The 26,501-nt window shown below is 62.1% G+C and carries 17 protein-coding genes; 11 read left to right on the top strand and 6 right to left on the bottom strand.

What is annotated here, in order from left to right; genetic code table 11:
* Positions 1 to 30: 30 nt before the first annotated feature.
* The 5 genes from NBH21_RS20045 to NBH21_RS20025 all read left to right on the top strand — a co-directional run bounded on the left by NBH21_RS20045 (position 31) and on the right by NBH21_RS20025 (position 6,273).
* The gene (locus tag NBH21_RS20045) at positions 31 to 1,275 is read left to right on the top strand and encodes an ABC transporter substrate-binding protein (protein ID WP_250914331.1); all 1,245 of its coding nucleotides are present in this window, start codon (positions 31 to 33) and stop codon (positions 1,273 to 1,275) included.
* Positions 1,276 to 1,395: 120 nt separating this feature from the next.
* Positions 1,396 to 2,328: a carbohydrate ABC transporter permease gene (locus NBH21_RS20040; RefSeq protein ID WP_425340453.1), complete on the top strand. Its 933-nt coding sequence runs from the start codon at positions 1,396 to 1,398 to the stop codon at positions 2,326 to 2,328.
* Complete coding sequence (locus tag NBH21_RS20035; RefSeq protein ID WP_250914333.1) at positions 2,325 to 3,191, top strand: carbohydrate ABC transporter permease; 867 nt, start codon at positions 2,325 to 2,327, stop codon at positions 3,189 to 3,191. The genes NBH21_RS20040 and NBH21_RS20035 overlap by 4 nt, the downstream gene beginning before the upstream one ends.
* A 28-nt stretch (positions 3,192 to 3,219) precedes the next feature.
* Positions 3,220 to 5,166, top strand: coding sequence for a glycoside hydrolase family 127 protein (locus NBH21_RS20030; protein WP_250914334.1), 1,947 nt, complete (start codon positions 3,220 to 3,222; stop codon positions 5,164 to 5,166).
* Between the two features lie 9 nt (positions 5,167 to 5,175).
* Positions 5,176 to 6,273, top strand: a complete 1,098-nt coding sequence (locus NBH21_RS20025) for an ABC transporter ATP-binding protein (protein ID WP_250914335.1) — start codon at positions 5,176 to 5,178, stop codon at positions 6,271 to 6,273.
* Between the two features lie 115 nt (positions 6,274 to 6,388).
* On the opposite strand, the gene NBH21_RS20020 is transcribed toward NBH21_RS20025, so the two are convergent.
* The 6 genes from NBH21_RS20020 to NBH21_RS19995 form a co-directional block, all read right to left on the bottom strand.
* Positions 6,389 to 7,309 carry a sugar kinase gene (locus NBH21_RS20020; protein ID WP_250914336.1) on the bottom strand — a complete coding sequence of 307 codons (921 nt, stop codon included), beginning with the start codon at positions 7,307 to 7,309 and terminating at the stop codon, positions 6,389 to 6,391.
* Between the two features lie 169 nt (positions 7,310 to 7,478).
* On the bottom strand, positions 7,479 to 7,988 hold the full coding sequence (locus tag NBH21_RS20015) for an RES family NAD+ phosphorylase (RefSeq protein ID WP_250914337.1): 510 nt from the start codon (positions 7,986 to 7,988) through the stop codon (positions 7,479 to 7,481).
* 2 nt (positions 7,989 to 7,990) lie between these two features.
* Positions 7,991 to 8,341, bottom strand: a complete 351-nt coding sequence (locus tag NBH21_RS20010) for an MbcA/ParS/Xre antitoxin family protein (protein WP_163898366.1) — start codon at positions 8,339 to 8,341, stop codon at positions 7,991 to 7,993.
* Positions 8,342 to 8,447: 106 nt separating this feature from the next.
* Positions 8,448 to 9,191 (bottom strand): fumarylacetoacetate hydrolase family protein, encoded by a 744-nt coding sequence (locus NBH21_RS20005; protein ID WP_250914338.1) that lies wholly within the window; start codon positions 9,189 to 9,191, stop codon positions 8,448 to 8,450.
* Positions 9,192 to 9,344: 153 nt separating this feature from the next.
* Positions 9,345 to 16,256: a hypothetical protein gene (locus NBH21_RS20000; RefSeq protein ID WP_250914339.1), complete on the bottom strand. Its 6,912-nt coding sequence runs from the start codon at positions 16,254 to 16,256 to the stop codon at positions 9,345 to 9,347.
* 248 nt (positions 16,257 to 16,504) lie between these two features.
* Positions 16,505 to 18,544 carry an O-linked N-acetylglucosamine transferase, SPINDLY family protein gene (locus NBH21_RS19995; protein ID WP_250914340.1) on the bottom strand — a complete coding sequence of 680 codons (2,040 nt, stop codon included), beginning with the start codon at positions 18,542 to 18,544 and terminating at the stop codon, positions 16,505 to 16,507.
* Between the two features lie 216 nt (positions 18,545 to 18,760).
* On the opposite strand from NBH21_RS19995, the gene NBH21_RS19990 reads away from it, so the two are divergent.
* From NBH21_RS19990 to NBH21_RS19965, 6 genes are all read left to right on the top strand, one after another.
* Positions 18,761 to 19,615, top strand: coding sequence for a phosphate/phosphite/phosphonate ABC transporter substrate-binding protein (locus tag NBH21_RS19990; RefSeq protein ID WP_280924952.1), 855 nt, complete (start codon positions 18,761 to 18,763; stop codon positions 19,613 to 19,615).
* A 90-nt stretch (positions 19,616 to 19,705) separates the two neighbouring features.
* Positions 19,706 to 20,632, top strand: a complete 927-nt coding sequence (locus NBH21_RS19985) for a fatty acid desaturase (RefSeq protein ID WP_250914341.1) — start codon at positions 19,706 to 19,708, stop codon at positions 20,630 to 20,632.
* 71 nt (positions 20,633 to 20,703) lie between these two features.
* Positions 20,704 to 22,200, top strand: a complete 1,497-nt coding sequence (locus tag NBH21_RS19980) for an HAL/PAL/TAL family ammonia-lyase (RefSeq protein ID WP_250914342.1) — start codon at positions 20,704 to 20,706, stop codon at positions 22,198 to 22,200.
* A 161-nt stretch (positions 22,201 to 22,361) separates the two neighbouring features.
* Entirely contained in the window at positions 22,362 to 23,660 is a 1,299-nt protein-coding gene (locus NBH21_RS19975) for a c-type cytochrome (RefSeq protein WP_250914343.1), read from the top strand.
* A gap of 13 nt (positions 23,661 to 23,673) precedes the next feature.
* On the top strand, positions 23,674 to 24,147 hold the full coding sequence (locus NBH21_RS19970; RefSeq protein WP_250914344.1) for a (2Fe-2S)-binding protein: 474 nt from the start codon (positions 23,674 to 23,676) through the stop codon (positions 24,145 to 24,147).
* The gene (locus NBH21_RS19965) at positions 24,140 to 26,458 is read left to right on the top strand and encodes a xanthine dehydrogenase family protein molybdopterin-binding subunit (protein WP_250914345.1); all 2,319 of its coding nucleotides are present in this window, start codon (positions 24,140 to 24,142) and stop codon (positions 26,456 to 26,458) included. The genes NBH21_RS19970 and NBH21_RS19965 overlap by 8 nt, the downstream gene beginning before the upstream one ends.
* The last annotated feature ends 43 nt before the right edge of the window (positions 26,459 to 26,501 follow it).

Here is a 26,501-nt window from a genome sequence, read left to right as displayed (position 1 = left end):
CCGAGTGACTGCAATCAAAAGGGGAATTCGATGTACAAGGCGAAAATCATCCTCGCTACCCTGGCTCTTGCAGGGTCGACGTCCATTGCTAATGCCGAGGAGGTCAATCTCTGGGTCCGCACGTCTTCCGGCGCCGTTCTTCAGGCACTTGCGGAACAATACAATGCCAAGCACGAGGACAAGGTCACAGTCACCCAGATCACGGCCGAGCAGATGGTTCCGAAGCTCGGCGCGGCGATTGCCGGCGGCTCCCCGCCGGAAGGTGCGGTTCTCGACCTGATCTATCTTCCGACCTTCGCTGCCAATGACAGCCTGGAAGACATTACCGATTTTGTGAAGGGACTGCCCTACACTGATGCGCTGAGCCCGTCGCATATCCGTCTCGCCACCTATGACGGCAAAATCTATGGCGTGCCCGCCCTGCCGGATGCCTCGATCATCGCCTACAACACCGACCTCTTCGAAAAGGCCGGCCTCGATCCGAAGAAGGCTCCGGCCTCGCTGGAGGAAATCGCCGAGGACGCCAAGAAGATCCATGCGCTCGGTGACGACACCTACGGCTTCTATTTCGTCGCCAATTCGGGAAGCTGGCTGATCTACGACTTCCTGCCGCACATCTGGGCCGCCGGCGCCGACATCCTCAGCGAGGATGGCCGTGAGGCAACCGTGGATACCCCGGCGCTGAAGGATACCTTCGCGGCCTATCGTGACATGTGGTCCGCCGGTGCGATCCATCCGACCTCGCGTTCGGGCAACGGCAACAATGCCGTCGAAGCCTTCGCCTCGGGCAAGGTCGGCGTGTTGATGACCGGCTCCTACATCGTCAATCTTCTGACCAGCAAATATCCGGACGTAAAATTCGACGTTGCCCCGATCCCGGGTCCGAAGGGCGGTGCATCCAGCTTCGCCGGCGGTGACTCGCTTGCCCTGATCAAGGGCGTCAGCGAAGAGAAGAAGAAGGTCCTTCTCGACTTCGTAGACTTCTACATGCAACCGGAACAGCAGGTGTTCATCACCAAGGAATCCGGCATGCCGTCGCGCACCGACCTTGCCGATCAGGCCTATGCCCAGTTCGACAAGCGCAACCTCGTTGCCTACGACATCCTTGCCAAGGCGCGCACGCCCTACACCTTCTCCTCCGATGAGCTGTTCGTCAGCCGCACCGGTCCGTTCCTGAACCTCATCCAGGGCGCGATCTTCGGTGACGACGTCGATGGTGCTGTTAAGAAGGCGCAGGACGAGTTCACCAAGATCCTCGACCGTACCAACCCTTGAGTTTGTCCCGAGGGGCGGCATGTGCTGCCCCTCGGTCACACTGCCTGACGCGGTCTTGCCGCAAGGGCTGAAGGAATGCCGCAAGGCGGCCGATGTTCACACTGAAAGAAGGACTGTACTTTGGTGTCCACACCCAAGACAGGAGAGGTGCGCGAAGCCTCCGCCCCTGCCACGGCCCGAGAGCCGCATGGCTGGCTCGGCCTCGCCTTCATCGCGCCGAGCATGGTTTTCATCATCGGATTGTTCGTCATTCCGCTGGCGATGACCATCTGGATGAGTTTCTATCACTGGCCACTGCTTGGTCGCAGGAAGTTCATCGGTCTCGAGAACTACGTAGAACTGCTGGGCGACACCCAGCTCTGGCATTCGCTCGGTTTTACGCTGCTCTATACGGTGCTGGTAACGGCCGCCATTCTTGCCGTCGCGTTTCCGCTGGCGCTTCTCGTAGACCGTCCCTTGAAAAGCGCCGGTTTCTTCCGCACCGTTTTTTTCATGCCGGTGGTGATCGGTTTCGGCGCGGCGTCCACGCTGTGGATGTGGCTGCTCAATCCCGATAGCGGTGTTTTCTCCCGGCTGCTGCAGGGCCTTGGCCTCGTCGATGCCGCTCCCCGGCCGCTTGAAAGCTTCTGGCCGGCGCTCGCCGTCATCATCCTGATGGTGGTCTGGAAGACGGCCGGATTTACCATGGTGATCCTGCTCACCGGCTTGCAGAGCATCCCCGCGGAAGTCGTGGAAGCCGCAAAGATCGACGGTGCCGGTGTCTTCTCCCGCTTCCGCCGCATCACCCTGCCGTTGATGCGCAATTCGCTGCTGCTGGCGATGGTTCTCAACATCACCTCGTCGATGCTCGCCTTCGACCAGTTCTTCATCATCACCCAGGGCGGACCGGAAAACAGCACGATCTCGGCGGTGTTCTCCATCTATCTCGCCTCCTTCTCGTCCTATCGCCTGGGCTATGGCTCCGCGCTTTCCTTCGCCCTCCTGGTCGTGCTGGTCGCCATCAGCTCCATCCAGCTCAGCTTCATGCGCGAACGTCCGGAGGAAGGTCGATGAGCAGTTTCAATCAAACATCTGAACGGACTGCCGGAGAGCGGCTCGGCCACACTACCTTCATTCTGGTGTCGTTGCTCTTCGCTATCTTCTTCCTGATGCCGATCGTCTGGTCGGTCGCCAATTCCTTCAAGCCGGCGGCCGAGGCGCTTGCCAATCCGGTTGCCCTGTTCTCCAAGGCGTTTTCACTGGAAAACTACCGGCGGCTGGAGGATGTCGGTGCCGGCTGGTACGTCTATGCCTCGAACTCGGTGCTGATCGCGCTCGGTACCATTGCCATTACGGTTCTGGTTTCGGTGCCGGCAGGCTATGGTTTCTCCAAGTTCCGCTTCCCCGGTCAATCGCTGATCTTCGTGATCGTCATGGCGACGATGATGATCCCGTTCCAGTCGATCCTGACGCCGCTTTTCCTGATCCTGAAGTTCCTCGGGCTGCAGAACAACCTGTTCGGGCTGGTGCTGGTCTACACGACCTTCCAGCTTCCCTTCTCGATATTCATGATGCGCAACGCCTTCGACGCCATCCCCGGCGCGCTGATCGAGGCTGCCCGCATCGACGGGGCCTCGCAGTGGACGCTGATGCGACGCATCATGATGCCGCTGGCGCTGCCCGGTGTGGCGACGGTCGCGATGTTCGCCTTCCTCAATTCCTGGAACGAGTTCCTGGCCGCGCTGATTTTCCTGTCGGACCAGAACAAGTTCACGCTTCCGATCATGCTGGTGAACGTGTCCTCGGGCATCTACGGCATCATCGACTGGGGCGCTCTCCAGGCCGGGATCACGGTCACCATGGTGCCCTGCATCCTGCTTTTCCTTGCTCTTCAACGCTATTACGTGCGCGGCCTCACCGCCGGCGCCGTGAAATGACCCGCAGACATCTGCAGAAGGAGTTTTCATGTCTTCGTCCCTGAAGAAGGCGGCCGGCAGCGCGCCGCGTCTTTTCGAACGCTACGTTCCCGCCGACCACACCCGCGTTTCCTTCGATGCCGGCTTCTGGAAGAGCTGGTCGGACACCGTGCGTGACGTCACCATTCCGACCCAGCACATGCGTCTCGACGAGGAAGGCTTCCTCGAAGTGCTCGACTTCAACAAGCCGGCCGGCCCGCTGGCGCGGCCGATCCAGCCGAGTGGCCTGTCGATGCAGCATTTCTTCGATTCCGACTTCGGCAAGTGGATCGAGGCTGCCAGCTATACGCTGAAGAACAATCCCAATCCGGATATCGAGGCGAAGATCGACGCGATTGTCGAAAAACTCGAGCACGGGCAGATGGAGGACGGCTACCTCCACAGCTGGTTCATCCGTCGCGAGCCGGAAAAGCGCTGGACCAACCTGCGCGACCTGCACGAGATGTACTCCATGGGCCATCTATTGGAAGGCGCCATTGCCTATTATCAGGCTACCGGCAAGCGCCGTTTCCTCGATGTAATGATCCGTGCCATCGACCATATCATCGACACCTTCGGTACCGAGCCAGGCAAACTGCGCGGCTACGACGCCCATGAGGAGATCGAACTCGCTCTCGTGAAACTCTACCGCGTTACCGGCGATCCGCGTCACCTGAAGCTCGCCACCTATTTTGTCGATGAGCGCGGCCGCATGCCGTCCTACTTTGATGAGGAAGCCCGCCGTCGCGGCGAGGATCCGGCCGACTATGTCTACAAGACCTATGCCTACAGCCAGGCGCACGTGCCGGTGCGGGAGCAGACGCAGGTGGTCGGCCATGCCGTCCGCGCCATGTATCTCTTCTCGGCCATGGCCGACCTCGCCTATGAGAACGACGATCCGACGCTGAAATCGGCCTGCGACCAGCTGTTCGACAATCTTACCGGTCGCCAGCTTTATGTGACCGGCGGTCTTGGTCCCTCTGCTTCCAACGAAGGCTTCACCCGCGAATTCGACCTGCCGAACGAGACGGCCTATGCAGAGACCTGCGCCGCCGTTGCGCTCGGGTTCTGGAGCCATCGCATGGCCCAGATCGACCTCGACGGCAAGTTCACCGATGCACTGGAAACCGTTCTGTTCAACGGCGCTCTCTCGGGCATTTCCCGCGACGGGGAGCACTATTTCTATGAAAACGTGCTCGAAAGCCACGGCCAGAACCGCCGCTGGAAGTGGCATTACTGCCCCTGCTGCCCGACCAACATTGCCCGCTTCATTACCTCGCTCGGCCAGTACTTCTACTCGGTGAAGGATGGTGAGGTCGCAGTGCACCTCTATGGCGCCAACACGGCCGAACTCGACGTTGACGGCACGTTCTTACGTTTGAAGCAGGATACCGCCTATCCGTGGGATGGCGATGTCCGGCTTGCCGTCGGTCTCTCCGCTCCGGCCTCGCTGACCTTCCGGCTGCATATTCCCGGCTGGTGCGGCAAGGCGCGGATCTCGGTGAATGGTCAGGAGATCGATTTCGCCGCTTCCATGGAAAAGGGCTACGCCGCCATCACGCGGGACTGGAAGGATGGCGACGAGATCCGCCTCTCCTTCGACATGCCGGTGGAGCGCGTCTACGCCCATCCCGCGGTAGGCGAGGATGCCAATCGCGTTGCCTTCAAGCGCGGGCCGGTGGTCTATTGCGTCGAGCAGGCGGATATCGGCACGGAGCCGCAGCGTCTGCGCATCATCCGTGATGCGGCGCTCAAGCCGCGTTTCGATGCGGACCTGCTTGGCGGCGCTGTGGTGTTGGAAGGCGATGCGCTGGAAGCTGTCGCCGACGATTGGACCGGCAAGCTCTACCGCACGTCGCCGCCCTCGCTGAAGCCCAAGGCCTTCAAGGCCATTCCTTATCACCTCTGGGCCAATCGCGACGAAGGCGCGATGCAGGTCTGGCTGACGGAAGAATAGGAGGCGGGCATGGCTCGACTGGAACTCAGGAATGTCGTCAAGTCCTACGGTATCTATGAGGCCGTGCGCGGTGTCAGTCTCGATATCGAGGACAAGGAGTTCGTCGTCTTCGTTGGCCCTTCGGGCTGCGGCAAGTCGACAACGCTCCGGATGATCGCCGGCCTTGAGCATATCTCTGGCGGCGAGATCATTATCGGCGATCAGGTGGTCAACCGTCTCGGTCCCGGCAAACGTGATATCGCCATGGTGTTCCAGAACTATGCGCTTTATCCGCATATGACGGTACGCGAGAACATCGCCTTCTGCCTCGAGCAGCAAAGCCTGCCGAAGGCGGAGATCGACAAGCGGATATCAACGGCCGCGGAAACGCTGCACATCACCGAGCTGCTGGACCGTCGTCCGGGTCAGCTTTCCGGCGGCCAGCGCCAGCGTGTCGCGATGGGGCGCGCGATCGTCCGCAATCCGAAGGTCTTCCTCTTCGACGAGCCACTGTCGAACCTCGACGCCAAGCTGCGCGTGAAGATGCGGACCGAAATCAAGCGTCTTCATCAGTTGCTGCCGACGACGACGGTCTACGTCACGCACGATCAGGTGGAAGCCATGACCATGGCGGATCGGGTGGTGGTGATGAACCAGGGCATCGTTGAGCAGATGGGCGAACCGCAGGAACTTTACCTCAATCCCGCAAGCAAGTTCGTCGCGGGCTTCATCGGCTCCCCGTCGATGAATTTCCTGCCGGCGCGGCTGGAGGCGGAAGGCGACGGTCTTGCCGTCGTTCTCGAGGATGGCGTGCGTCTTGCGGTACCGTCGGAAAAGGCGGATGTCTTCCGCAGCCACGCGGGCAAGGCTGTCACTTTCGGCATTCGCCCGGAGTCGATTTCCGCCCGGCAGGAACGTCAGGGCTGGGTTCCCTTCGACGCTCCGGTCGATCTGGTGGAGCCACTCGGCGCGACCACGATGATCTATTTTAACATCGCGGGCACCGGTATCTGCGCCAGTATCGAGCCGGATGCAGGGCCGAAGGCGGGGACGAAGGTACCCTTGTCCATTAACATGAACCAGATGCACCTGTTCGACGTCGACACGGAACGGTCTCTGGCGACCTGAGATCGGGCTTCATGGCTTCGGGGTACCGGTACGCTGGCGGTGCCGGATGGAGCCATCCAGCCGGACGCCGGTCCCGATCGTCCTGAAGGTCAGGATGATGGCAAGAAGCCGAGCCTTATGCCGTGATGGGAAGTGCTTCCCGCGGAACCAGTGCCCCATGGTGCCCGATAACGGCGGCCGCTACGCTTGCCGCGGCAATTGTGGCTGCCAACGCATCACCGTCCTGAACGTATCGGGCAAGGAAGGTACCGTTGAAGCTGTCGCCGGCGCTGGTGGTGTCGACAACTTTCTCGATACGGGTGGCGGCAATGAACTCGACTGGCGTGCCGGCAAAACTGAGGGTAATGCCGTTGGCGCCGTCCTTGACCACGACGCTCTCGGTGCCGAGCGCCTTGTAACGTGCGATGGTTGCGGTTGGATCGGCATCGCCGAAATGGGTGGCTTCATCGTCGAAGCTTGGCATCACCAGATTCGCCACGGAAGCACCGGCGCTGATGGTGTCGAGCATGACCGTCCTGTCCTGCCACAGCTGCGGGCGGATGTTGGGATCGAAAACCACGGTCTTGCCTGTCGTCTTTGCGCGGCGCAGTTCCGAAAGCAGGGTTTCGACGGCGTCGGCGCTCAGGATTGCCAGCGTGATACCCGAGAAGAAGATCACGTCTGATTGTTCGATCGCAGCCCGCAGATGAGCCGGATCGTCGGCGAGCGTCTTTGCCGCGGATGCCGAACGCCAGTAGGAGAAGCTGCGTTCGCCGTTGTCGAGATGGATCATGTAGAGGCCGGGTGTGCGTCCCTCGACGCGCCGCACGAAGCCGGTTTCTACGCCGGTGCTCTCGATGAAGCCGAGCATTTCCTCGGAGACCTTGTCGGTGCCGACGGCGCTCAGATAGCTCACGGCCCAGTCATTGGGTGCGGCGTGACGGGCGTAATAGGCGGTATTGAACGTGTCTCCCGCATATCCCTTGCGCAGAAGGCCTTCCTCCGCCTGCCGCAACTCCACCATGCACTCGCCTATCGACAGTATTCGTTTCATCATATTGCCGGCCCGTCTTATTCGAATGTGTTCCTCTATCGGACAACGGATGATCGCCGCCGGCCAAAGAGGCAGCGATGAATATCCCGACATGCCGATCCATGTCGAGTTCCGTGAAACTGGTTATGGAAGGCAACATAGGGAGATGGGCCGGTCGGTGCAGGTCTGCTGATCACGGGGACCGGGACAGCCGATGCTCGTCGTCGATCAGGATCAGTTTCGCCGGCGCGACGCCAGCCCATTGCCATAGCACCAGATTGAAATCGTCATCGCTCGCGCCGGCGGCGAAGCTGCGGACGAGCAGGGCATGATAGCCGTCGGCCATTGCCTGCCGGGCGAATTCCTGGGTTCTGGCTATGCCACGCGTCTTCATTTCGTCGCGCCAGGTGGCGGCGGCAAGCGCTGCGGTATCCATCCCATACGTCGCCAGTTCGCCAGCATCGCGGCTATCAAGAACCCGCTCGATCTCGGCGTCATAGGAAACGAGCGTTGTCGGCTGGAGATTGCCGACCTGGTTCGCCTCCCGCAGCGCCGTCATCACGGATAAAGATGCGTAGAGCGCAGGAACACCTTTCGGATTGAACCGCCCGCCATAAAGTTCTGCGCCGCGGCCGGAGAGCGGTTCGCGGGCGTAAATGGGATTGAGCGCCCGGTAGAGCTTGCCTCGAAAGGAAACCGCCATGGTCAGGCGTGAACGCCGGCGTCGACCGCGTCGATATAGTCGAGCACGTCCTCGGCCCGGCCGCTGCGGACGAGCTGCATGGCGGTCTGGCCGGAAAAGCCGGGGAGCGGTTCGGAGCGATACCAGGCATATGCCATCAGGGCCGAGCCGAATCGCGGCTCGACCTTGTTGAGGATCTCGACCATCTCGCGAAGACGCCGTTGCGTTCTGTCTGAACGCACCCGGTCCTTACGCTGTACGGCATCCTTGCCGAGCCCGGCGGTACGGGCGACTTCCTCGCTGGTGGTACGGAGCGTGTCGGCGATCTTGCGCGGAGCGAACATTCCGTCATCCGAATACTGGGCAAGTCCCATGATATTCACCTCGATAGCCTGCGCCTCTCATTCTGACGCAATATAGCGTCAGAATGAGAGGATTGCAATGATCAAGGAACGACAAGACTCCGGCTATATTGTGCCCTTAACCAGCAAAATTCGCGGTCAGCTGGTGGTCCGTGCCAAGCGTGATCGTCAGCAGGCCTGACGTGGCAAGGGGAACTGCGCCGCAGAGGCTGCCGGTCGTGATAATCTCTCCCGCGGCAAGCGAACCTTCCGGTCTGTCTTCGCGGTTGGCCCAATCCACGAGCCATGCAAGCACATCACCTGCCGGATGCTTGGCCGCGTCGGCAAAGATGATCGCGTCGCCCAGCGTGACTTCAAGGGGCGTGCCTGCGACATCGTCGACGAGGGCGGATGGCACTTCCGGCCCGAGCAGATAGCCGGCGTTGCCGAGACGGTCGGAAAGGAAAAGCAGGTAGGGAGACTTGCTGCCCTCGACGAGGCGGCTGTCCAGGACTTCAAGGCCAAGATGCACGCTGCCGACGGCCTTCTTGACCTCGTCGCGGGTATAGCCACCGGCACGGGGCGGCAATGCCGTCGCAAGCCGAACCGCGATTTCCGCTTCGATGGCGACGCCCGCCCGCCAGGGAAATGTCGCGTCACCTACTATGTGGAGCGGCAGCAGCCGTCCCGTCACGGCAATGCCGTCAGGAGAACGGGCGACCTTGTAGCCGACCGGTTCCGCAGGCGCATCTGCCATGGTGATTGTCTGTACGGCGAAGGCTTCCGCAATCGTCGAAGGAGCAACAAGGGTGTTCGCGGGAATACGCGCCTTGGCCTGCATCAGCGAGGTGGCAAGGAGTGTCGGGTCGAAAGTGGGGGACATGGGCATTATCCGGAATTGAAGGGGAATATCAGGTATCCCGTCGCACCGCCGCTGTCGAGCCATGCGGCATCAGCTCACGATGCCGCATCGTATCTCGCCCAATCCGTCCGAATGTCAAGGCAGGGCGAAAAGCCCTGCCTTGTAGCGCTGCGGTTACGTCTTGAGATAGGCGGAGATGACGGCTGCCACCTGGTCCGAATTGAGATTTCCCATATGCGAAGACATGAGCGCATCCAGTTGGGCGTTCGACAGACCCGAGATGTCCTGGGTGGAAAGGCCACCAACACCTGTGGAACTGAAGGAGGCAATGTCCTCGGTGGAGAAGGTGGCGAGATCCTCCATCTCCAGAGCCGCGACCTGTGTCGAGGTCAGGGAGCCGACCTGGCCCGAAGTCAGAGCCTCGGCCTGTGCCGTCGTCAGGGCGGCGATGACCCCGGTGCTCAGTCCGGTGACTGCACTGGAACTCAGTGCCGCGATCTCGTCGGTCGAGAACAGGGCGATGTCATCCGTACCAAGGGCGGCGGTCTGTACGGCGGTCAGGGCGGCAATCTGCGTGATCGACAGGGCGTCGATCTGGGCGGTACTCATTGCTGCGACCTGATTATAACCCAGCGATGCGACCTGCCCCGTCGTCAGGACGGCGATCTGGCTCGAGGAAAGCCCGGCGATGATGGCCGTGGACAGACCCTTGATCGCCGAGGAGCTGATCGCGGCCAGTTCCGCGGTCGAGAAGGTCTCCATGTCCTCCGTGGTCAGGCCCGCAAGCCCGTCCGAGCTCAGCGCCGCTATCTGGTCGGTGGTGAGCGAGTCGAGCTGTTCCCTGCTGAGGGCATCAACCTGGGCGCTGCTCAGGCCGTGGATGCCGGTGGTGCCGAGGGCCGCGATCTCGCCGGTGGAGAGCGACGCGATGATGGCTGTCGACAGACCCTTGATCGCTGACGAGCTGATGGCCGCCAGTTCCGCGGTCGAGAAGGTCTCGATATCCTCGACCGTCAGACCGGCAAGCGCATCCGAGCTGAGGGCGGCGATCTGGGCGGTCGAAAGGGCTTCGATCTGGTCAGCCGTGAGCGTTGCAACCTGACCGCTGGTCAGGCCGGCAATGCCTGCGGCGCTGAGGGCGGCGATCTGGCTCGTGGAGAGCGAGGCTATGTCGTCCGTTTCGAGAGCTGCAACCTGCTTCGATGTCAGAGCCGCAAGCTGAGCCGTCGAGAGCGCGGCGATCTGGTCGGAACTCAGCATACTGATCTGGGTGGTGGACAGCCCGGGGATCCCGGCGGCACCGAGGGCTGCGATCTGATCCGGCGTGAAAGCGGCGAGCGCCGCTGCCGACAGGCCGGATATGGCCGTCGAGCTGATGGCGGCGATATCTGCCGTCGAGAACATATCGAGGTCATCCGTGCCGAGCGCCGCGATCTGCTTTGATGTCAGGGCGGCGACCTGCGTGGAGGAAAGCGCCTCGACCTGTTCGGGGCTCAGAGCCACGATCTGGCTGGTCGAAAGCCCGGCAATGCCGGCAGTGCTCAGCGCCGCGATCTGATCGGTGGAAAGCGCTGCAATCGTCGCGGTCGAGAGCCCGGCAATGGCGGTCGAACTGATCGCCGCAATGTCAGCGGTCGAGAACATGTCCAGATCGTCGACGGTGAGGACGGCGATCTGTGCGGAATTGAGTGCCGCAACCTGCGCCGACGTCAGTGCCGCGACCTGGGCGCCGCTCAGCACGTCGATCTGGGCAGTCGTGAGACCGGCGATGCCAGCCGTACCGAGCGCTGCAATCTGGGCGGTGGTTAGCGATGCTATGCCATCAGTGCCCAGCGCGGCAACCTGCTTCGACGTCAATGCCGCCAGTTGGGCGGTCGTCAATGCGTCGATCTGCATGGCGTTGAGGGCGGCGATCTGGCTTGAGGAAAGCCCTGCGATGCCCGCGGCGCTCAGCGCTTCGACCTGATCGGGCGACAGCGATGCCAGAAGTTCCGTTGACAGGCCGACAATGGCGCTGGAACTGATCGCGGCGATTTCCGCGGTCGAGAAGGTATCGAGGTCATCCGTGCCGAAGGCCGCGATCTGCGTCGAACTCAGCACCGCGATTTGGGTCGCAGTCAGGGCCTCGACCTGTTCGGGGCTCAGCGCCACGATATCGTCGGTGGTCAATCCCTTGATGCCTGCGGTGCTCAAGGCCGCGACCTGCCCGGTGGAGAGTGCCGCGATGTCGTCGGTTGCAAGCGCCGCAACCTGTTTGGAACTCAGGGTGGCGATCTGCGCGGCGGTGAGGGCCTTGACCTGTGTGAGGCTCAGGATCGCGATCTGGTCGGTTGAGAACCCGGCGATTCCTGCCGTGCTCAGCGCTTCGATCTGATCTGCCGAGAGGGACTCCAGAAGGGTGGAGGTCAGGCCTGCAACGGCGTTGGAACTGATGGCGGCGATGTCGGCGGTCGAAAACACATCGAGGTCGTCGGTGCCGAGGGCCGCAATCTGTGCCGAGCTGAGAGCCGCGACCTGGGTAGACGTCAGTGCCTCGACCTGATCGGTGCCGAGGGCTGCGATCTGGCCGGTGGAAAGACCAGCGATGCCAGCGGTGCTGAGTGCTGCAATCTGGATGGTCGAAAGAGCAGCCAGAAGCGTGGTCGACATTCCCGAAATCGTGCTCGATGCGAGTGCTGCAATGTCCTTGGTGGAGAACATCGCGATGTCATCCGTTCCAAGCGCGGCAATCTGCGTCGAGGTCAGGGCGGCGACCTGGACACTCGTCAGAGCCTCGACCTGATCGGGGCTCATGGCCTCGATATCGTCAGTACCCAGAGCCTTGATGCCGGCGGTGCTGAGTGCGGCGATCTGGTCGGTCGAAAGAGCGGCGATGTCGTCGGTCCCGAGAGCCGCGACCTGACGCGAGGTCAGGGCTGCGATCTGCGCGGTCGACAGTGCCCGGATGCCGGCAGTTGTGAGTGCGGCAATCTGGTCGGTCGAGAGACCGGAGACGCTGGTGGCGTTGAAGGCCGCGACCTGATCGCTGGAGAGCGTCGCGATGAGCTCTGACGACAGGCCGGCGATCGCGGTCGAGCTGATCGCGGCGATATCCTTGGTGGAGAAGGTCGCGAGGTCTTCCGATCCGAAAGCGGCGATCTGAGCCGAGCTGAGCGCATTGATCTGCTTGGTGGAGAGCGCATCGACCTGAGCCGTGGTCAATGCGTCGATCTGGGCGGAGGTGAGGCCGGCGATTCCGGCAACACCGATGGCTGCAATCTGCGTCGTCGAAAGCCCGGCGATATCGTCGGAGCCCAGCGCTGCCACCTGTCTCGACGTCAGCGCGCCGATCTGGGCCGTGGTCATGGCCTTGACCTGATCGTTGCTGAGCGCATCCATTTGCTTTGTGGACAGGGTGGCGATGCTGGCGGTGTTGAGCGCCGCGATCTGTGCGGTCGAAAGTGACGCCAGCACGGAGGTTTGCAGGCCCGCGATTGCAGTCGAACTGATGGCGGCGATATCGGCCGTGGAGAAGGTGGCGATGTCCGCCGCTGTGAGTGCCGCGATCTGCGCGGAGTTGAGCGCGCCGACCTGAGAGGAACTCAGGGCTTCAGCCTGGCTGGTGCTCAGGGCGGCAATCTGCCTGGTGGAGAGCGCGGCAATACCGGCCGTGCTCAGGGCGTCGATCTGGACGGTCGAGAGTGCCGCGATCGCGTCGGTAGACAGCCCCGCAATGGCGGCCGAACTGATGGCGGCGATATCCTTGGTTGAGAAGGTTGCGATATCCTCGGCTTCGAGAGCTGCAAGCTGAGCTGAACTGAAGACGCCGACCTGTGCGGAGGTCAGCGCCTCGGCCTGAGCGGTGCTCAGGGCGACGACCTGCTTGGTCGAAAGTCCGGTGATGGCCGCGGTTGCGAGCGCTGCGACCTGCGCAGTCGAAAGCACCGCGATCTCGTCCGTGCTGAACGTAGCGATCTGGGCGGAGCTCAGGGCTGCGATCTGTTTGGTGGAAAGGGTTGCAATCTGTGACGCGTTCAGGGCGTCAACCTGCTTGGTGGTCAGCCCGGCGATACCTGCCGTGCTGAGCGCGGCAATCTGTTCCGACGAAAGCGACGACAGGATGGTGGTGGACAATCCCGAAATGGCACTTGCGCTGATGGCGGCGATGCCGGCCGTCGAGAAGGACTGAATATCGCCTGCATCGAGCGCAGCGATCTGGTCGGAGCTAAGGGCCGCGATCTGCTTGGTCGAAAGCGCTGCAATCTGATCGCTGCTGAGTGCGTCGATCTGCTTGGTGGTCAGGCCCGTAATACCGGATGCGCTCAGCGCCGCGATCTGCGCAGTCGTCAGTACCGCAAGATCGTCAGTGTCGAGGGCTGCGATCTGGGTGGAGGTCAGTGCGGCAAGCTGGGCCGTGCTCAGGATGGCAATCTGCTCCGGCTCCAGAGCCGCGATCTGGCGGGTGCTCAATCCGGCGATGCCTGCGGTTCCAAGAGCGGCAAGCTGCTCGGTAGTCAATGCCGTGACATTGCCCGTGTTCAGCGAGGCGACCTGCGCAGAGCTGAGGGCTGCAAGCTGTTTGATCGAAAGGACTGCGACCTGGCTCGAGCTCAAGGCGTCGATCTGCAGGGTGCTCAGACCCTTGATGCTGGTCGTGCTGAGGGCGGCGATCTGCTCGCTGGAAAGCGCCGCAATGATGCTCGTCGACAATCCCGAGATCGCCGTCGAGGTGATCGCCGCGATATCGGCGGTCGAGAATGTCGCGATGTCTGCCGTTTCCAGCGCTGCGAGTTGCAGCGAGGTGAGGGCGGCGACCTGGGTTGAGGTCAGAGCCTCGACCTGTGCGGTCGACAGCATGTTGACCTGATCGCTGCTGAGACCCTTGATCGCTGTCGTACTGAGCGCGGCAATCTGCTGAGTGGAAAGCGCTTCGATCAGTTCCGACGAGAGGCCTGAAATGGCGGACGAGGTGAGCGCCGCGATGTCGGCGGTCGAGAATGTCGCGATGTCGCCTGTCTCCAGAGCTGCGAGCTGCAGCGAGGTCAGGGCGGCGATCTGGGTCGGGGAAAGGGTCTCGATCTGGTTGGTGGACAGTACCTGAATCTGATCGGAGCTGAGACCTGTGACGGCCCTGGCGCTGAGCGCCGCGATCTGGCTGGTGGACAGGGACGCAATTCCGTCAGTTCCCAGGGCGGCGATCTGCTTCGAATTCAGCGTTGCGATCTGCGCTGCCGTCAGTGCCGCCAGCTGTGCGGTGGACAGGGCGTCGATCTGGTCTGTCGTGAGGTTCGCGATCGTCGTCGTGCTCAGAGCGGCGATCTGGCTGGAAGTCAGTGCCGAAATGGCATCCGTTACCAGACCTGCGGCAGACTTGTAGCTGATGGCGGCGATTTCTGCGGACGTGAACGTCGCGAGATCGTCGGCGCCCAGCGCTGCGATCTGCAAGGAACTCAACACACCCACCTGGGCTACAGTGAGCGCTTCGGCCTGTGCAGTGGTCAGGGCCGTCATCTGGTCCGTCGAAAGGCCGGTAATCGCGCTGGTGCTCAGCACGGCGATCTGGTTGGTGGAAAGCGAAGCCAGCACCTCGGTCGAGAGACCGGAGAGCGCCTTGCTCGTGAGCGCTGCAATCTCCGCGAGCGAGAACGTCGCGATGTCGTCGGCCCCCAGTGCGGAAAGCTGGATCGAACCCAGCGCTTTCACCTGATTGATCGTAAGGACTTCGACCTGGGCCGTGGAGAGCGCGGCAACTTGATCGGTGGTCAGGTTCGCAACCGCGCTGGTGCTGAGCGCTGCAATCTGCGCGGTGGTCATTGCGGCGATGTCGTCCGAATCGAGCGCCTGCATCTGCGACGCCTTGAGGACGCTGACCTGCGTCGCCGTGAGGGCGGCCAACTGGCCCGTGGAGAGGGCCGCGATCTGCGTCACTTTCAGGCTCGCGACGGCGCTCGTGCTCAGCGCTGTGATCTGGCCGGAAGTGAGGGATGCAATGGCATCTTCCGAGAGACCCGTTATGCCCTTGTTGGTGATTGCCGCCATTTCGGCGGTCGAGAATGTCGCGAGATCGTCGGCTCCGAGTGCGGCGATCTGCGCCGAACTCAACACCTTCACCTGCGTGGCCGTGAGGGCTTCAACCTGCGCGGTCGAAAGCGCCGCCATCTGGTCGGCGGTCAGGCCCGTGACCCCGCTGGTGCTCAGGGCGGCAATCTGGCTGGTGGACAGGGACGCGATCTGGTCGGTCGTCAGACCGGCCAGGGACTTGCTGGTGATGGCTGCCATGTCGTCAGCAGAGAATGTCGCCAGATCTTCCGTCCCCAGCCCCGCGAGCTGGGTGGACGTCAGCGTCTTGACCTGCGCGGCAGTAAGGGCCTCGACCTGCGCAGTGGACATCGCTTCGATCTGGTCGATGAACAGGGCCGGGACGGCCTTGGTGCTCATTGCTGCGATCTGGGCAGTCGAAAGGGTGGCGATGTCGTTCGTGCCGAGGGCCTGGACGTGTGCGGCCTTGAGGACGCTGATCTGGGCAGTCGTCAGGGCTGTCACCTGCTTCGTGGACAGGGCCGCGATCTGGTCGGTCGTCAGGCTCGCGACGGCCTTCGTGCTCAACGCCGCGATCTGGTCGGTCGTCAGCGATGCCAGCACGTCGGTGGAAAGGCCGGAAATCGCCTTCTGGCTGATGGCGGCGATGTCAGCGGTCGAAAATTTCGCAAGATCCTCCACGCCGAGCGCCGCGATCTGCAACGAGCTGAGCGCGGAAACCTGCAGCGAGGTCAGCGCCTCCGCCTGCGCGGTCGTGAAGGCACCGAGCTGGGCGGTGGTGAGGGCTGCGACCTGCTTCGAAGTCAGGCTTTCGACATCGTACTTGTCCAGCACGGCCAGCTGTTCGAAGGTCAACCCGACAATGGCGCTTTGCGAGATCGCGCTCAATTGCTGGGAATTCAGGACATCGACGTCCTCGGTATCCAGCGCCGCGATCTGATCGGAGGACAGGGCGCCGAGCTGTCGTGTGGACAGCATTGACACGTCTTCCGTGCTCCATGCCGCGACTGCGGCGGTCGAAAGAGATCTGATCTGAGTGACGCTGAGCGAGGGTATGGTCGAGGTCATACGAGAAAACCTTTGGCGTTAGCCGATTGTCGAAATCAATAAAGTTTACGAACAGTCGTCCCGGAAGGGCCGCGGCCGGCGTCGCCGGTCCGGCTCGCGGCAAATGCCGCTGGCCGGACAAGACTCTACCTAGCTAAAGGGAATTATAGGCAACAGGCTTGCCTGAACCTGTAGTTGGTCCGTCGTTGCGCTTCTACGCAACTTCCATGTGGCCTGCATGCTGAGTGGCGCATGCAGGCCGAAGCAATTCAGGCGTCTGGGGCGGTCCAGAGGCGGTTGTCGTGCGGGATGGCGGAGAAATCGTGCCATTCCGACAGCTTCTCGCGATAGCGCTGCCTGTAGGCGGCATCATCCCTGAAGGTCGTGTTTTCCAGAACGAGTTCGGCGCCGATATCGTAGTAGACATCGAGATTGCGCAGGTCCGGCACCGGCGTTTCGCCGCGCTCGCATTCCTCCTGCATCTGCCAGAGCAGCTCTTCCAGGCGGCGGGCGAGGCCCGGAATATCGCGCAATACGCTGGTTTCGCGTGCATCCTTCAGGGCCTGTTTGACTCGGCCGAGGCTTGCAGGATCCTTTGCGAATCCGATTGCCTTCTCGACGTAGTCCTCCGGGTCGGTGCAGATCAGGTCCGGAATGCCGGCTGCCGCAACGATGCTGTGGCAGAAGCGCGCCGCAAAGCTCTTGCCGGGGAAGGTAAGTACCGGCAGGCCAACGGTCAGCGCGTCGGCTGCGGTCGAATGAGCGCCATAAGGGAAGGTGTCAAGGAAAAGATCGGCCACCGCAATGCGGGCGAGGTGTCGGGCGTTCGGTGCCTTGGGCGCGAAGATCAGGCGTTCGGGTGCGACACCTGCACTCTCCGCAATCTTCCGCAGGCGCTGGTCGGCGCTGTCGTTGCCGCTCAGGAGCCAGAGCACGCTGCCGGGCGCGGCGACAAGGATCTTCATCCACTGGGCGAAGGTGTCCTCGGTGATCTTCTGCGTACCGTTGAAGCAGGCGAAGACGAAGGCGTCCTCCGGAAGGCCCGCTTCGGCGCGCGATGGCGTGTCCGCAATCACCCTCTTGCGGTCGATGGGCTGGCAGCAGGCGATGCGCAGCACTTTTTCCGAGTAATAGACTTCGTTTTCCGGCGGCACGATGTGGCCGTCGGTAATCATGTACTGGTGGAACGGGCTGCCCATGGAGCCCGGATAGCCGCAGAAATTGACGATGACCGGTGCCGGGCGGTATGCGAAGATCTTTGTTCTCGCACTCTTGGTGTAACCGTTGACGTCGATGAGGATGTCGATGTCGTCGCCGGCGATCTGTCGCGCCGCTTCCGCATCGTTGAGCGTGGCGATATCGCGCCAGCAGTCGACCGCTTTCTTCATGCGGGCCTGCGTTGCGTCGTTCGGCGCGGGATCGCCGCAATAATAGGCGTAGATTTCAACGCTTTCCTTGTCGTGCAATTCCAGCACTTCGCGAAGCGCGAAGCCGACTGCGTGGTCCCGGAGATCGGACGATACGTAGCCGACGCGAAGACGCTGGCCGGTGCCGACCTTCCGCTTCGGCGCCTTGCGCGGGAAGCTGCTGATATCGGGGCGTCCGACGAAGGACTTATTGTAACGGTATGCACGCGCAAGCTGGAACAGCGGATCGTCAGAGAAGCAGGCAAGCGCCAGCGGCGACATGGAATCGATCTGCTGCCGCTTGGAAACATGGTCCGAGGAAGCGAGTATCGGCCACGTGCACAGGCGCTGCCTGACGGCGCTCCAGTGCTGGCCGGCTTCGGTCTTGTCGGGCCGCAGCTCCATGGCCTGCCAGAGGGCCGTTTCCGCTTCTTCCAGCAGGCCGGCATTTTCCATGACGCGGCCGATATGCTGGAGCGCCATGAGGCGATGAGAGATCCGGTCCGCCGTGCTCTCGGAGGTGAGTTCCACCAGCGTGCGCCACTGCTGGATAGCCTGGGTGGCGATGCCCGCGTCCTCGAAGGCGCGCCCGAGGTTGATATGCGCCGGTCCGAACTTCGGATCGAGCTTCAGGCAGGCCCTGAGCGCATGGATGGAGCCCGCGATATCCCCGAGCTGTCGGAGCGTTACAGAGTAGTTGAAGTAAATGAGATGGAGGAAGGGATGGCCCTCGTTGAAAGCGATCCAGCTCTTGTAGATCTCGGCTGCCTCGGCTTTCAGCCCGGCCGCACTTCTGCTTTCGGCAAACTGGAAGAGATCGTTGAACGGCAGTTTCTGGGTGCGGGCAAGCTCCAGCATGCCGGCGAGGGCGGAAATGGATTTCGAGGCCGATAGATCATTCATGATCCTGAACATCCCGTATATGACCGGCTGTGATGGCCGGCGTTGCCAACGACTCGATAAAAACTCCCCATCGTTAACCGACGAAGCTTGCCCTAGGCATGTCATGAGGCTTGGAAAACATCTTGGAAACCGGAAAATCCGACTTCCCGGCAGAATGAACTTATGTCATTTGTATAGACATATTCAAGGTGGCAAGCTGCGGGGTGGCGTCAGGGCATGCAGGTCGAGCGGTATTCTCCGCGGATCGAGGCGGATGGCGGTGTGCGGAGCGCAAGCCTTGCCATGTATGCCAGTCCCGAACCGATAGCCGCCGCGAACGGCGCACTCTGGAGCTTCCTTCGTGACGGACTTCGGCAGGAGCGGATCCATGGCGTTCCCGACAATCTGAACGTCGATCTCGCCTACAACGAAGTCTGGTTTCATCCTGACCTCCTGTTCGCCCAGACCTGCGGCTATCCCTACATGCACAGCCTGCGGGGCCATGTGCGTCTCGTTGCCACCCCGTGTTATGCCCTTCCCGGCTGTGATGGTCCGAATGCCTGCAGTTTCATCGTCGTTCGCAAGGGCGATCCTTTCGCTTCTCTGGAAGACCTCCGTGGTGCCACTGCCGCGATCAACAGCCGTGACAGCAACTCCGGCATGAACCTGTTTCGCCGGGCGCTCGCGCCCTTCGCTCGCGACGAGCGCTTTTTCTCTGCCGTGGTCGAAACTGGCGGGCATGTCGCCAGCGTTGCGGCCGTTACGGCTGGTGCCGCCGATGTCGCGGCGATCGACTGCGTCACCTACGGGAATCTCCAGAGGTTCGCTCCGGACCGGCTCGCGGGTGTTCGTGTTTTGGCACGCACCTCATCTGGGCCGGGCCTGCCGTTCATCACCAGGGCAAGCGCTTCGGACGGCGAGGTGGAAGCCATGCGCCAAGTGTTGCGCGCCGCCCTTGTCGACCCTGCCATGGAGGAGGTCCGCCAGACGCTTGCCTTGCGCGATATCGTCACCCTCTCCGATGCCGATTATGGCCGGGTGCTGGTGTTGGAAGAGGAGGCCCGCTCGATGGGATATCCGCAGCTTGCCTGACAGGCTTCACTTACGGAATGCTATATTTTCTGCAGAATATATATAAAATATCTTTTCGCCCGCCGCCTCGGCACATTTCTGGAGTTCTCCATGCCGGAAAATCGAACTGCGACCGTTCAGTCCCCGCCGCCGGTCTCCCGCATCGAATGGCCTACGGTCATTCTGGCAGTCGTCATCTATGGCGGGTTTCTGGCCGTGACATGGTGGTGGCAGTCGCTGCCAGTCCTGCTGGTTGTCGTCATCGGCGCCTGGCTGATCGCCTGGCAGGGATCGTTGCAGCATGAAGTGATCCACGGGCACCCGACACGCAATCAGTGGACCAACGACGCGATCGGCTGGCCGCCCATTTCGCTATGGCTTCCCTATACGATCTACAAGGAAAGCCATCTCGTGCATCATCGCGACGAGTACCTGACGGATCCAATCGAAGACCCTGAATCCTACTATCTCACTCAGGTCGCATGGAACGCGATGGGCTCGGTCGGCCAGATGCTTTCGCGCTGGAACACGACCCTTCTCGGTCGCCTGACCATTGGTCCCGCGGTCATGCTTTTCGTCTTCCTGACGCAGGAGGCATTGATGATCCTTCGCGGCGACCGGCAGCGCGGAATGATCTGGCTTCGTCACGGTCTTGGCGTGGCGGCGGTGCTCTATTGGGTGCTCTACATCTGCGGCATGCCGTTCTGGCTCTATCTTTTCGGCTTCGTGTATGCCGGTGCGGCCTTGAGCCGACTGCGCTCCTATGCCGAGCATCGCTACGCCGACAGCTACGAAGAGCGTACCGCAATCGTCGAAAACAGCCCGTTGTTCGGCCTGCTTTTCCTCTACAACAACCTGCATGTTCTGCATCATGAACGTCCCGGCGTTCCGTGGTATCACATTCCGGCTCTCTATCGTCGCGACCGCGAGGCGCTGGTCGCGCTGAATGGCGGGCTGCTTTATGATGGTTATCTCGACGTCGCCCGCCGTTACCTGCTGACACCGCATCATGATCCGCGACATCCGCACCATCCCTGAAGGCCTGACACGCCGGGTTCCTCCGGCAGTCGATCACCTGCGGATTCCCTGCCTGCAAAAGGAACTCCCTTATGAGTGAGACCGTCATTCTCGATGGCCCCCTGACATGGCGGGAAATTGCGACCGTTGCCGGGGGTACCAATTTGCGGCTGTCCGATGCCGCATGGCGCCGCATCGAGCATGCGCGCGAGATTACCGACGCTCTGGTTGCAAACGGCATTCGCGGCTATGGCATCAATACGGGTGTGGGCGCCCTGTGCGATGTCGTCATCGATGAGAGCCAACAGAAGGCGCTGTCACGAAACATCCTCCTCAGCCATGCCTGCGGCGTCGGCGATCCGCTTGGCAAGGCCGAAACCCGTGCCGTCATGGCGGCACAGATCGCCAATTTTGCCCACGGATATTCCGGCGTTCGCCGGGAGACCGTCGAGGCCTTGCTGACCCTGCTGAACGGTGACATCCTGCCCGTCATTCCCGCTCGGGGTTCGGTCGGCTATCTCACCCACGCCGCCGCCATAGGCACGGTGCTGATCGGTGAAGGGGACGCGCGGCATGGCGGTGTCACCATGACCGGGAGGGAGGCTCTCGCCCGCGCCGGACTGCCTCCACTTGTGCCGCTCGCCAAGGAAGGGCTGAGCCTCGTCAACGGTACGCCTTGCGCGACCGGCCTTGCCTCGCTGGCGCTCGCCCGTGTGGAAAGGCTCCTGGATTGGGCGGATGCGGCGGCGGCGCTGACCTATGAAAACCTCGGCGCGCAGGCGGACCCATTCGCGGCCATGCCCCTTGCCCTTCGCAAGTCTCCCGGATTGCAGACGGTTGGCGATAATTTGCGGCGTTGGCTCGACGGTAGTGAACGGTTGAAACAATCTGCCGGCCGCCGCACGCAGGATCCGTTGAGCCTGCGTGCCGTCCCGCAGATACACGGTGCGGTGCGAGATGCCTTCGCGCAGGTTGCCGAAGTCGTGGACCGCGAGCTTTCCAGCGTCACGGACAATCCGGTGGTCGCCGGAAGCGCTTCCGCGCCAGAGGTGCATTCGCAGGCCCATGCGGTGGGGGCCGCCCTCGGCCTTGCTATGGATGGGCTCGCCGTCGCGGCGGCGGAACTCGCGGCGATCTCGGAGCGACGGATCGACCGGCTGGTCAACCCGCTGGTCAGCGGCTTGCCGGCCTTCCTTGCCGCGGATAACGGTGTCTGCTCCGGTTTCATGATCATGCAGTACACGGCGGCGGCGCTCGTGGCGGAAAACCGGCGGCTGGCCGCACCGGCAAGCCTCGATGGCGGCATCACGTCTGCGCTGCAGGAAGATATCCTGACCCACGCGACACCGGCCGCCGACAAGGCTCTCGCCATTATCGACAATCTCGAAACGGTGATCGCCATCGAGCTTCTTGCCGCTGCGCAGGCCTTCGATCTGCAGCCGCAAACACCTTCCGCAGCACTGGCGACGACCGTTCTTCACGGTAGGATACGCGCTCGCGCGCCTTATTATCAGGACGATCGTCCCCTGAACGGTCTCGTGCGAGAAGTGCGGCGGTTTATCGGGGCGGCGTTCCCGACGCTGGGCTGAGGACATCGATCCTCGCCGTTCATCTTCTAGCGTTCATTTTTTGAAGACAGAATGGTTCTTGGTGACAACTTGACGCAGGGTAAGGGCGCTATATTTTAGAGCGTGCGAGAGTGCGGAAATGCGCTGCTCGTTCCTCCCAAAAAATAAGGATTGATGCACCCATGCTCAAATCCGTCCTTTCCGTAATCGTTACCTTCGCCATCGTCGTTCTGATCGGGTTCGGCATTTATGCCTACCACTCGCCGATCGCCGCGATGTCCGCGGACGAACGCCCTAAGTTCGATGCCGCAACGATCGAAAAGGGACGTGTTCTCGCTGCCGCGGGATACTGTTCCACCTGTCACACCGCACAGGGCGGTGAGCCCTATGCCGGCAATTATCCGATCGAGACCGAGTTCGGCACGATCTATGCCTCCAACATCACGCCCGATCCGGAGACCGGCATCGGTACATGGTCGCCCGAGGCTTTCCGCCGCGCCATGCATGACGGCGTCAATCGCCAGGGTAGCCATCTCCTCCCGGCCTTCCCCTTCGACCACTTCACCAAGATGACCGATGAGGATGTCGATGCGATCTATGCCTACATCATGACCAACATTGCGCCGGTGAAGGAAGAGACCAAGGAAAGCTCCATTCCCTTCCCGCTCAACCAGCGCATCCTGCAGGCCGGCTGGAAACTGCTATTCGTCAACTTCGGCCGCTATGAGCCGGATCCCTCCAAATCGGACCAGTGGAACCGCGGCGCCTATCTTGCCGAGGGTGTTTCTCACTGTGGAGCCTGTCATACGCCCCGCAACGCGGTGGGCGCTGAAATGAAGACGGCCGAATACGCCGGTGCCTCGATCGACAAATGGATCGCACCGGCGCTTACGGCCGCAAACCCGTCCGCCGTGCCGTGGAGTGCTGCCGAATTCACGCAGTATCTCGAAACCGGTTCCGGCACCTATCACGGCATTGCCGCCGGTCCGATGGGTCCCGTGGTGCATGCCGGTCTGAGGGAATTGCCGAAAAGCGATCTCGAGGCGATCGGTGCGTATCTTGGCGACGTTGTCGGCGCACCGGATAGCGATCCGGCCCAGAACCCCATCGTTCAGGCAAGCCTCGAGGCGGGGCGGCCCGATCCGACCTATCGCAAGGATCTCGGCGAACGCCTTTATGCAACCGCTTGTGCCTCCTGTCATTACAACGCCGCCAGCGTGATCGAGGGCCGCCCCGATCTGGCGATCAATTCGGCCACCCGGCTCGGCGATCCAACCAACCTCATCCATGTTATCCTCGACGGCGTGAATGCCGTGAACGGGACCAAGGGTGTGGTGATGCCTGCCTTCCGCAATGCGCTCTCCGACGAGGAAATCGCGGCCATTGCCGGCTATCTGCGTGACAAGCGCACCGATCTCGCCCCGTGGCCGGATCTCGCGCGCAAGGTCGCCGATATCCGCGCCGATGCTGTCACGAATTGACGAGGACATGACTATGATCGAGTTCACCATCAACGGCCGCGCCGTCAAGATCGACGTGGAACCTGATACTCCGCTGCTATGGGTCATTCGCGACGAAGCTGGCCTCACCGGCACCAAATACGGCTGCGGCATCGGCATGTGCGGTGCCTGTACCGTCCATGTCGGCGGGCGGGCCACGCGCTCCTGCATCACCGCCGTCCAGGACGTCGCCGGTGCCGATATCACCACTATCGAAGGCCTCGATAGCGAGGGCAATCACCCCGTTCAGCAGGCCTGGCGTCACCTGCGGGTGCCGCAATGCGGATACTGCCAGTCCGGCCAGATCATGCAGGCGGCGGCTTTCCTGAAGGATATTCCCAACCCCACCGACGATGACATCGATGCCGTCATGACCGGCAATCTCTGTCGTTGCATGACCTATGGCCGCATCCGCGAGGCCGTGCGTGAAGCCGCCGCCGCAATGAGAGGGGAAACCGTCAATGGCTGATACCGTTTGTTTCTCCCTTCCCAAGGGCCGGGGGCCTCAACTCAACCGCCGTGGCTTCCTGATTTCCATGTGCGCGGCCGGCGCCGTGTTCGGCTTCCCGCGTGGCGGTCTTGCGGCCATGAGCCCGCAGGCCGTGGATGGCCTGCCGGTTGAGGCGGCTGGGGCACGCTACGAACCTTCGATCTGGTACTGGATCGATGCCGAGGGCAAGGTCAACGTCAATATTATCCGTGCCGAGATGGGCCAGCATGTCGGCACGGCAATTGCCCGCATTCTTGCCGATGAACTCGGTGCAAAATGGGAAGACGTGCATATCGAGCATGTCGATACCGATGCCAAATGGGGCCTCATGGTCACAGGCGGCAGCTGGTCCGTCTGGCAGAGTTGGCCGGTCTATCGACAGGCCGGTGCTGCGGGGCGCGTGGCGCTCGCCGAAAGGGCGGCGGAACTCTGGGGTATTCCCGTAGCGGATATCAAGGTGGCCGATGGCGTGGTTTCCGGCGGTGGCAATACCGCCACGTTCGGCGAACTGGTGGCGCAGGGCCTAACCCGCAGCTTCACCGAGGATGAACTCAAGGCGCTGCCGCTCAAGCCCCATTCCGAGCTGACCATGGTCGGCAAGGATGTGACCGCGCTCGACATCGCTGGCAAGACGACGGGCAAGGCGATCTTCGGCATCGACGCCAAGGTCGAGGGCATGGTCTATGCCGTGCCGCTCATGCCGCCGACGCGCTACGGTTCCGAGGTCGTCAGCATCGACGACAGCGCTGCGAAATCCGTCAAGGGCTACCAGCAGACGATCAGGCTCGACGATCCCTCGGGAACCGTTCCGGGCTGGGCCATGGTGATTGCGGCCAGCTATTGGGCTGCCTGCAAGGCGTCCGAACTTGTAAAGGTCGAGTGGAAGGCCGGCGAGACCGCCAAGGTGAGCGAAGCCGATATTCAGGACCACGCCCGCAAGCTGATCGCGGACGAAAGCAAGGGAGCGGTCCTCGATACCGGCGACACCGATGTCGATCCGGTCTTCGCAAAGGCTGCCGCCACGATCGAGGCCGAATACACCACGGCCACGGTGCTGCACTTCCAGCTCGAACCGCTCAACGCGCTGGCCTTCCAGAATCCGGAGGGTGTGTGGGAAATCCACACCGGCAACCAGTGGCAGTCGCTTGCGCTGCCCTGGCTGCAGAAGGCTCTCGGCGTGGACGAAAACGGTGTCATCATGCGCAGCTATCTGCTCGGCGGCGGCTTCGGTCGGCGGCTGAACGGCGACTATGCGGTGCCCGTAGCGCTTGCCTCCAAGGCGCTCGGCGGCAAACCGGTGAAGATGGTGATGATGCGGCCTCAGGACGTGTTGTTCGACAGCCCTCGTTCGCCGTCGGTGCAGAAACTGCGAATGGCATTCGACGAAAACAAGAATGTCATTGCCATGGATACGGCAGTCGCGGCGGGATGGCCGACTAAGGTGATGATCCCGGTGTTCATGCCGAAGGGTGTCAATGGAGAAGCCTACGATCCCTTCTCCAGCGATGGCGGCGACCATTGGTATTCGGTGGGCGCGCAGCGGCTGCGGGCGATCTCCAACGATCTGGCGGAAAGCACTTTCCGTCCAGGCTGGTTGCGTTCGGTCTCCCCGGGCTGGATCAACTGGTCGGTGGAAAGCTTCATGCACGAGGCTGCGGTAAAGGCCGGCAAGGACTCGCTGCAGTTCCGCCTCGACCTCCTGAAGGCCGAGGGACGCAACGCCGGCACCGCGCCGGATTCCGTCGGCGGCGCTTCACGACAGGCGCATGTGCTTTCCCGCGTCGCCGAACTCTCGGGCTATGGCAAGACCACGCTTCCGGCCGACACCGCAATCGGGCTTGCCACGACTTATGGACAGGCACGCACGATGCCGACATGGGTTGGCGGGGCGGTGCAGGTGCATGTCGACCGCAAGACCGGTCACGTTGACGTGCAGAAGATCTGGCTGGTGGTGGATTGCGGCGTTGCCGTCGATCCCGATGGCGCGCGCGCCCAGTGCGAAGGCTCGGCCCTCTGGGGCCTGTCCATGGCGCTCTACGAGGGCACGGAGTTCGAGAACGGGCAGGTGCGTGACAGCAATCTCGACACCTACACGCCGCTTCGTATGATCGATACGCCGGAACTGGTGGTGGAGATCGTCGAAAGTACCGAGGTGCCGGTTGGTCTTGGAGAGCCGGGAACGACGGTCGTTGCACCTGCGATCGGCAATGCGATCTTCGAAGCGGTCGGCGTACGCCTGCGCCATCTTCCCATCACCCCCGAGGCGGTGCTCGCGGCGTTGAAGGGTTAATGCAAGACGCCGCCGGATTTCTGGTCCGGCGGCGTCCTGATCC

This window comes from Ciceribacter sichuanensis, assembly GCF_024055605.1.
GTDB classification, from domain to species: domain Bacteria; phylum Pseudomonadota; class Alphaproteobacteria; order Rhizobiales; family Rhizobiaceae; genus Allorhizobium; species Allorhizobium sichuanense.
Note: the sequence above shows the minus strand (reverse complement) of the source record. Positions and strands in the feature narration are given on the sequence as shown.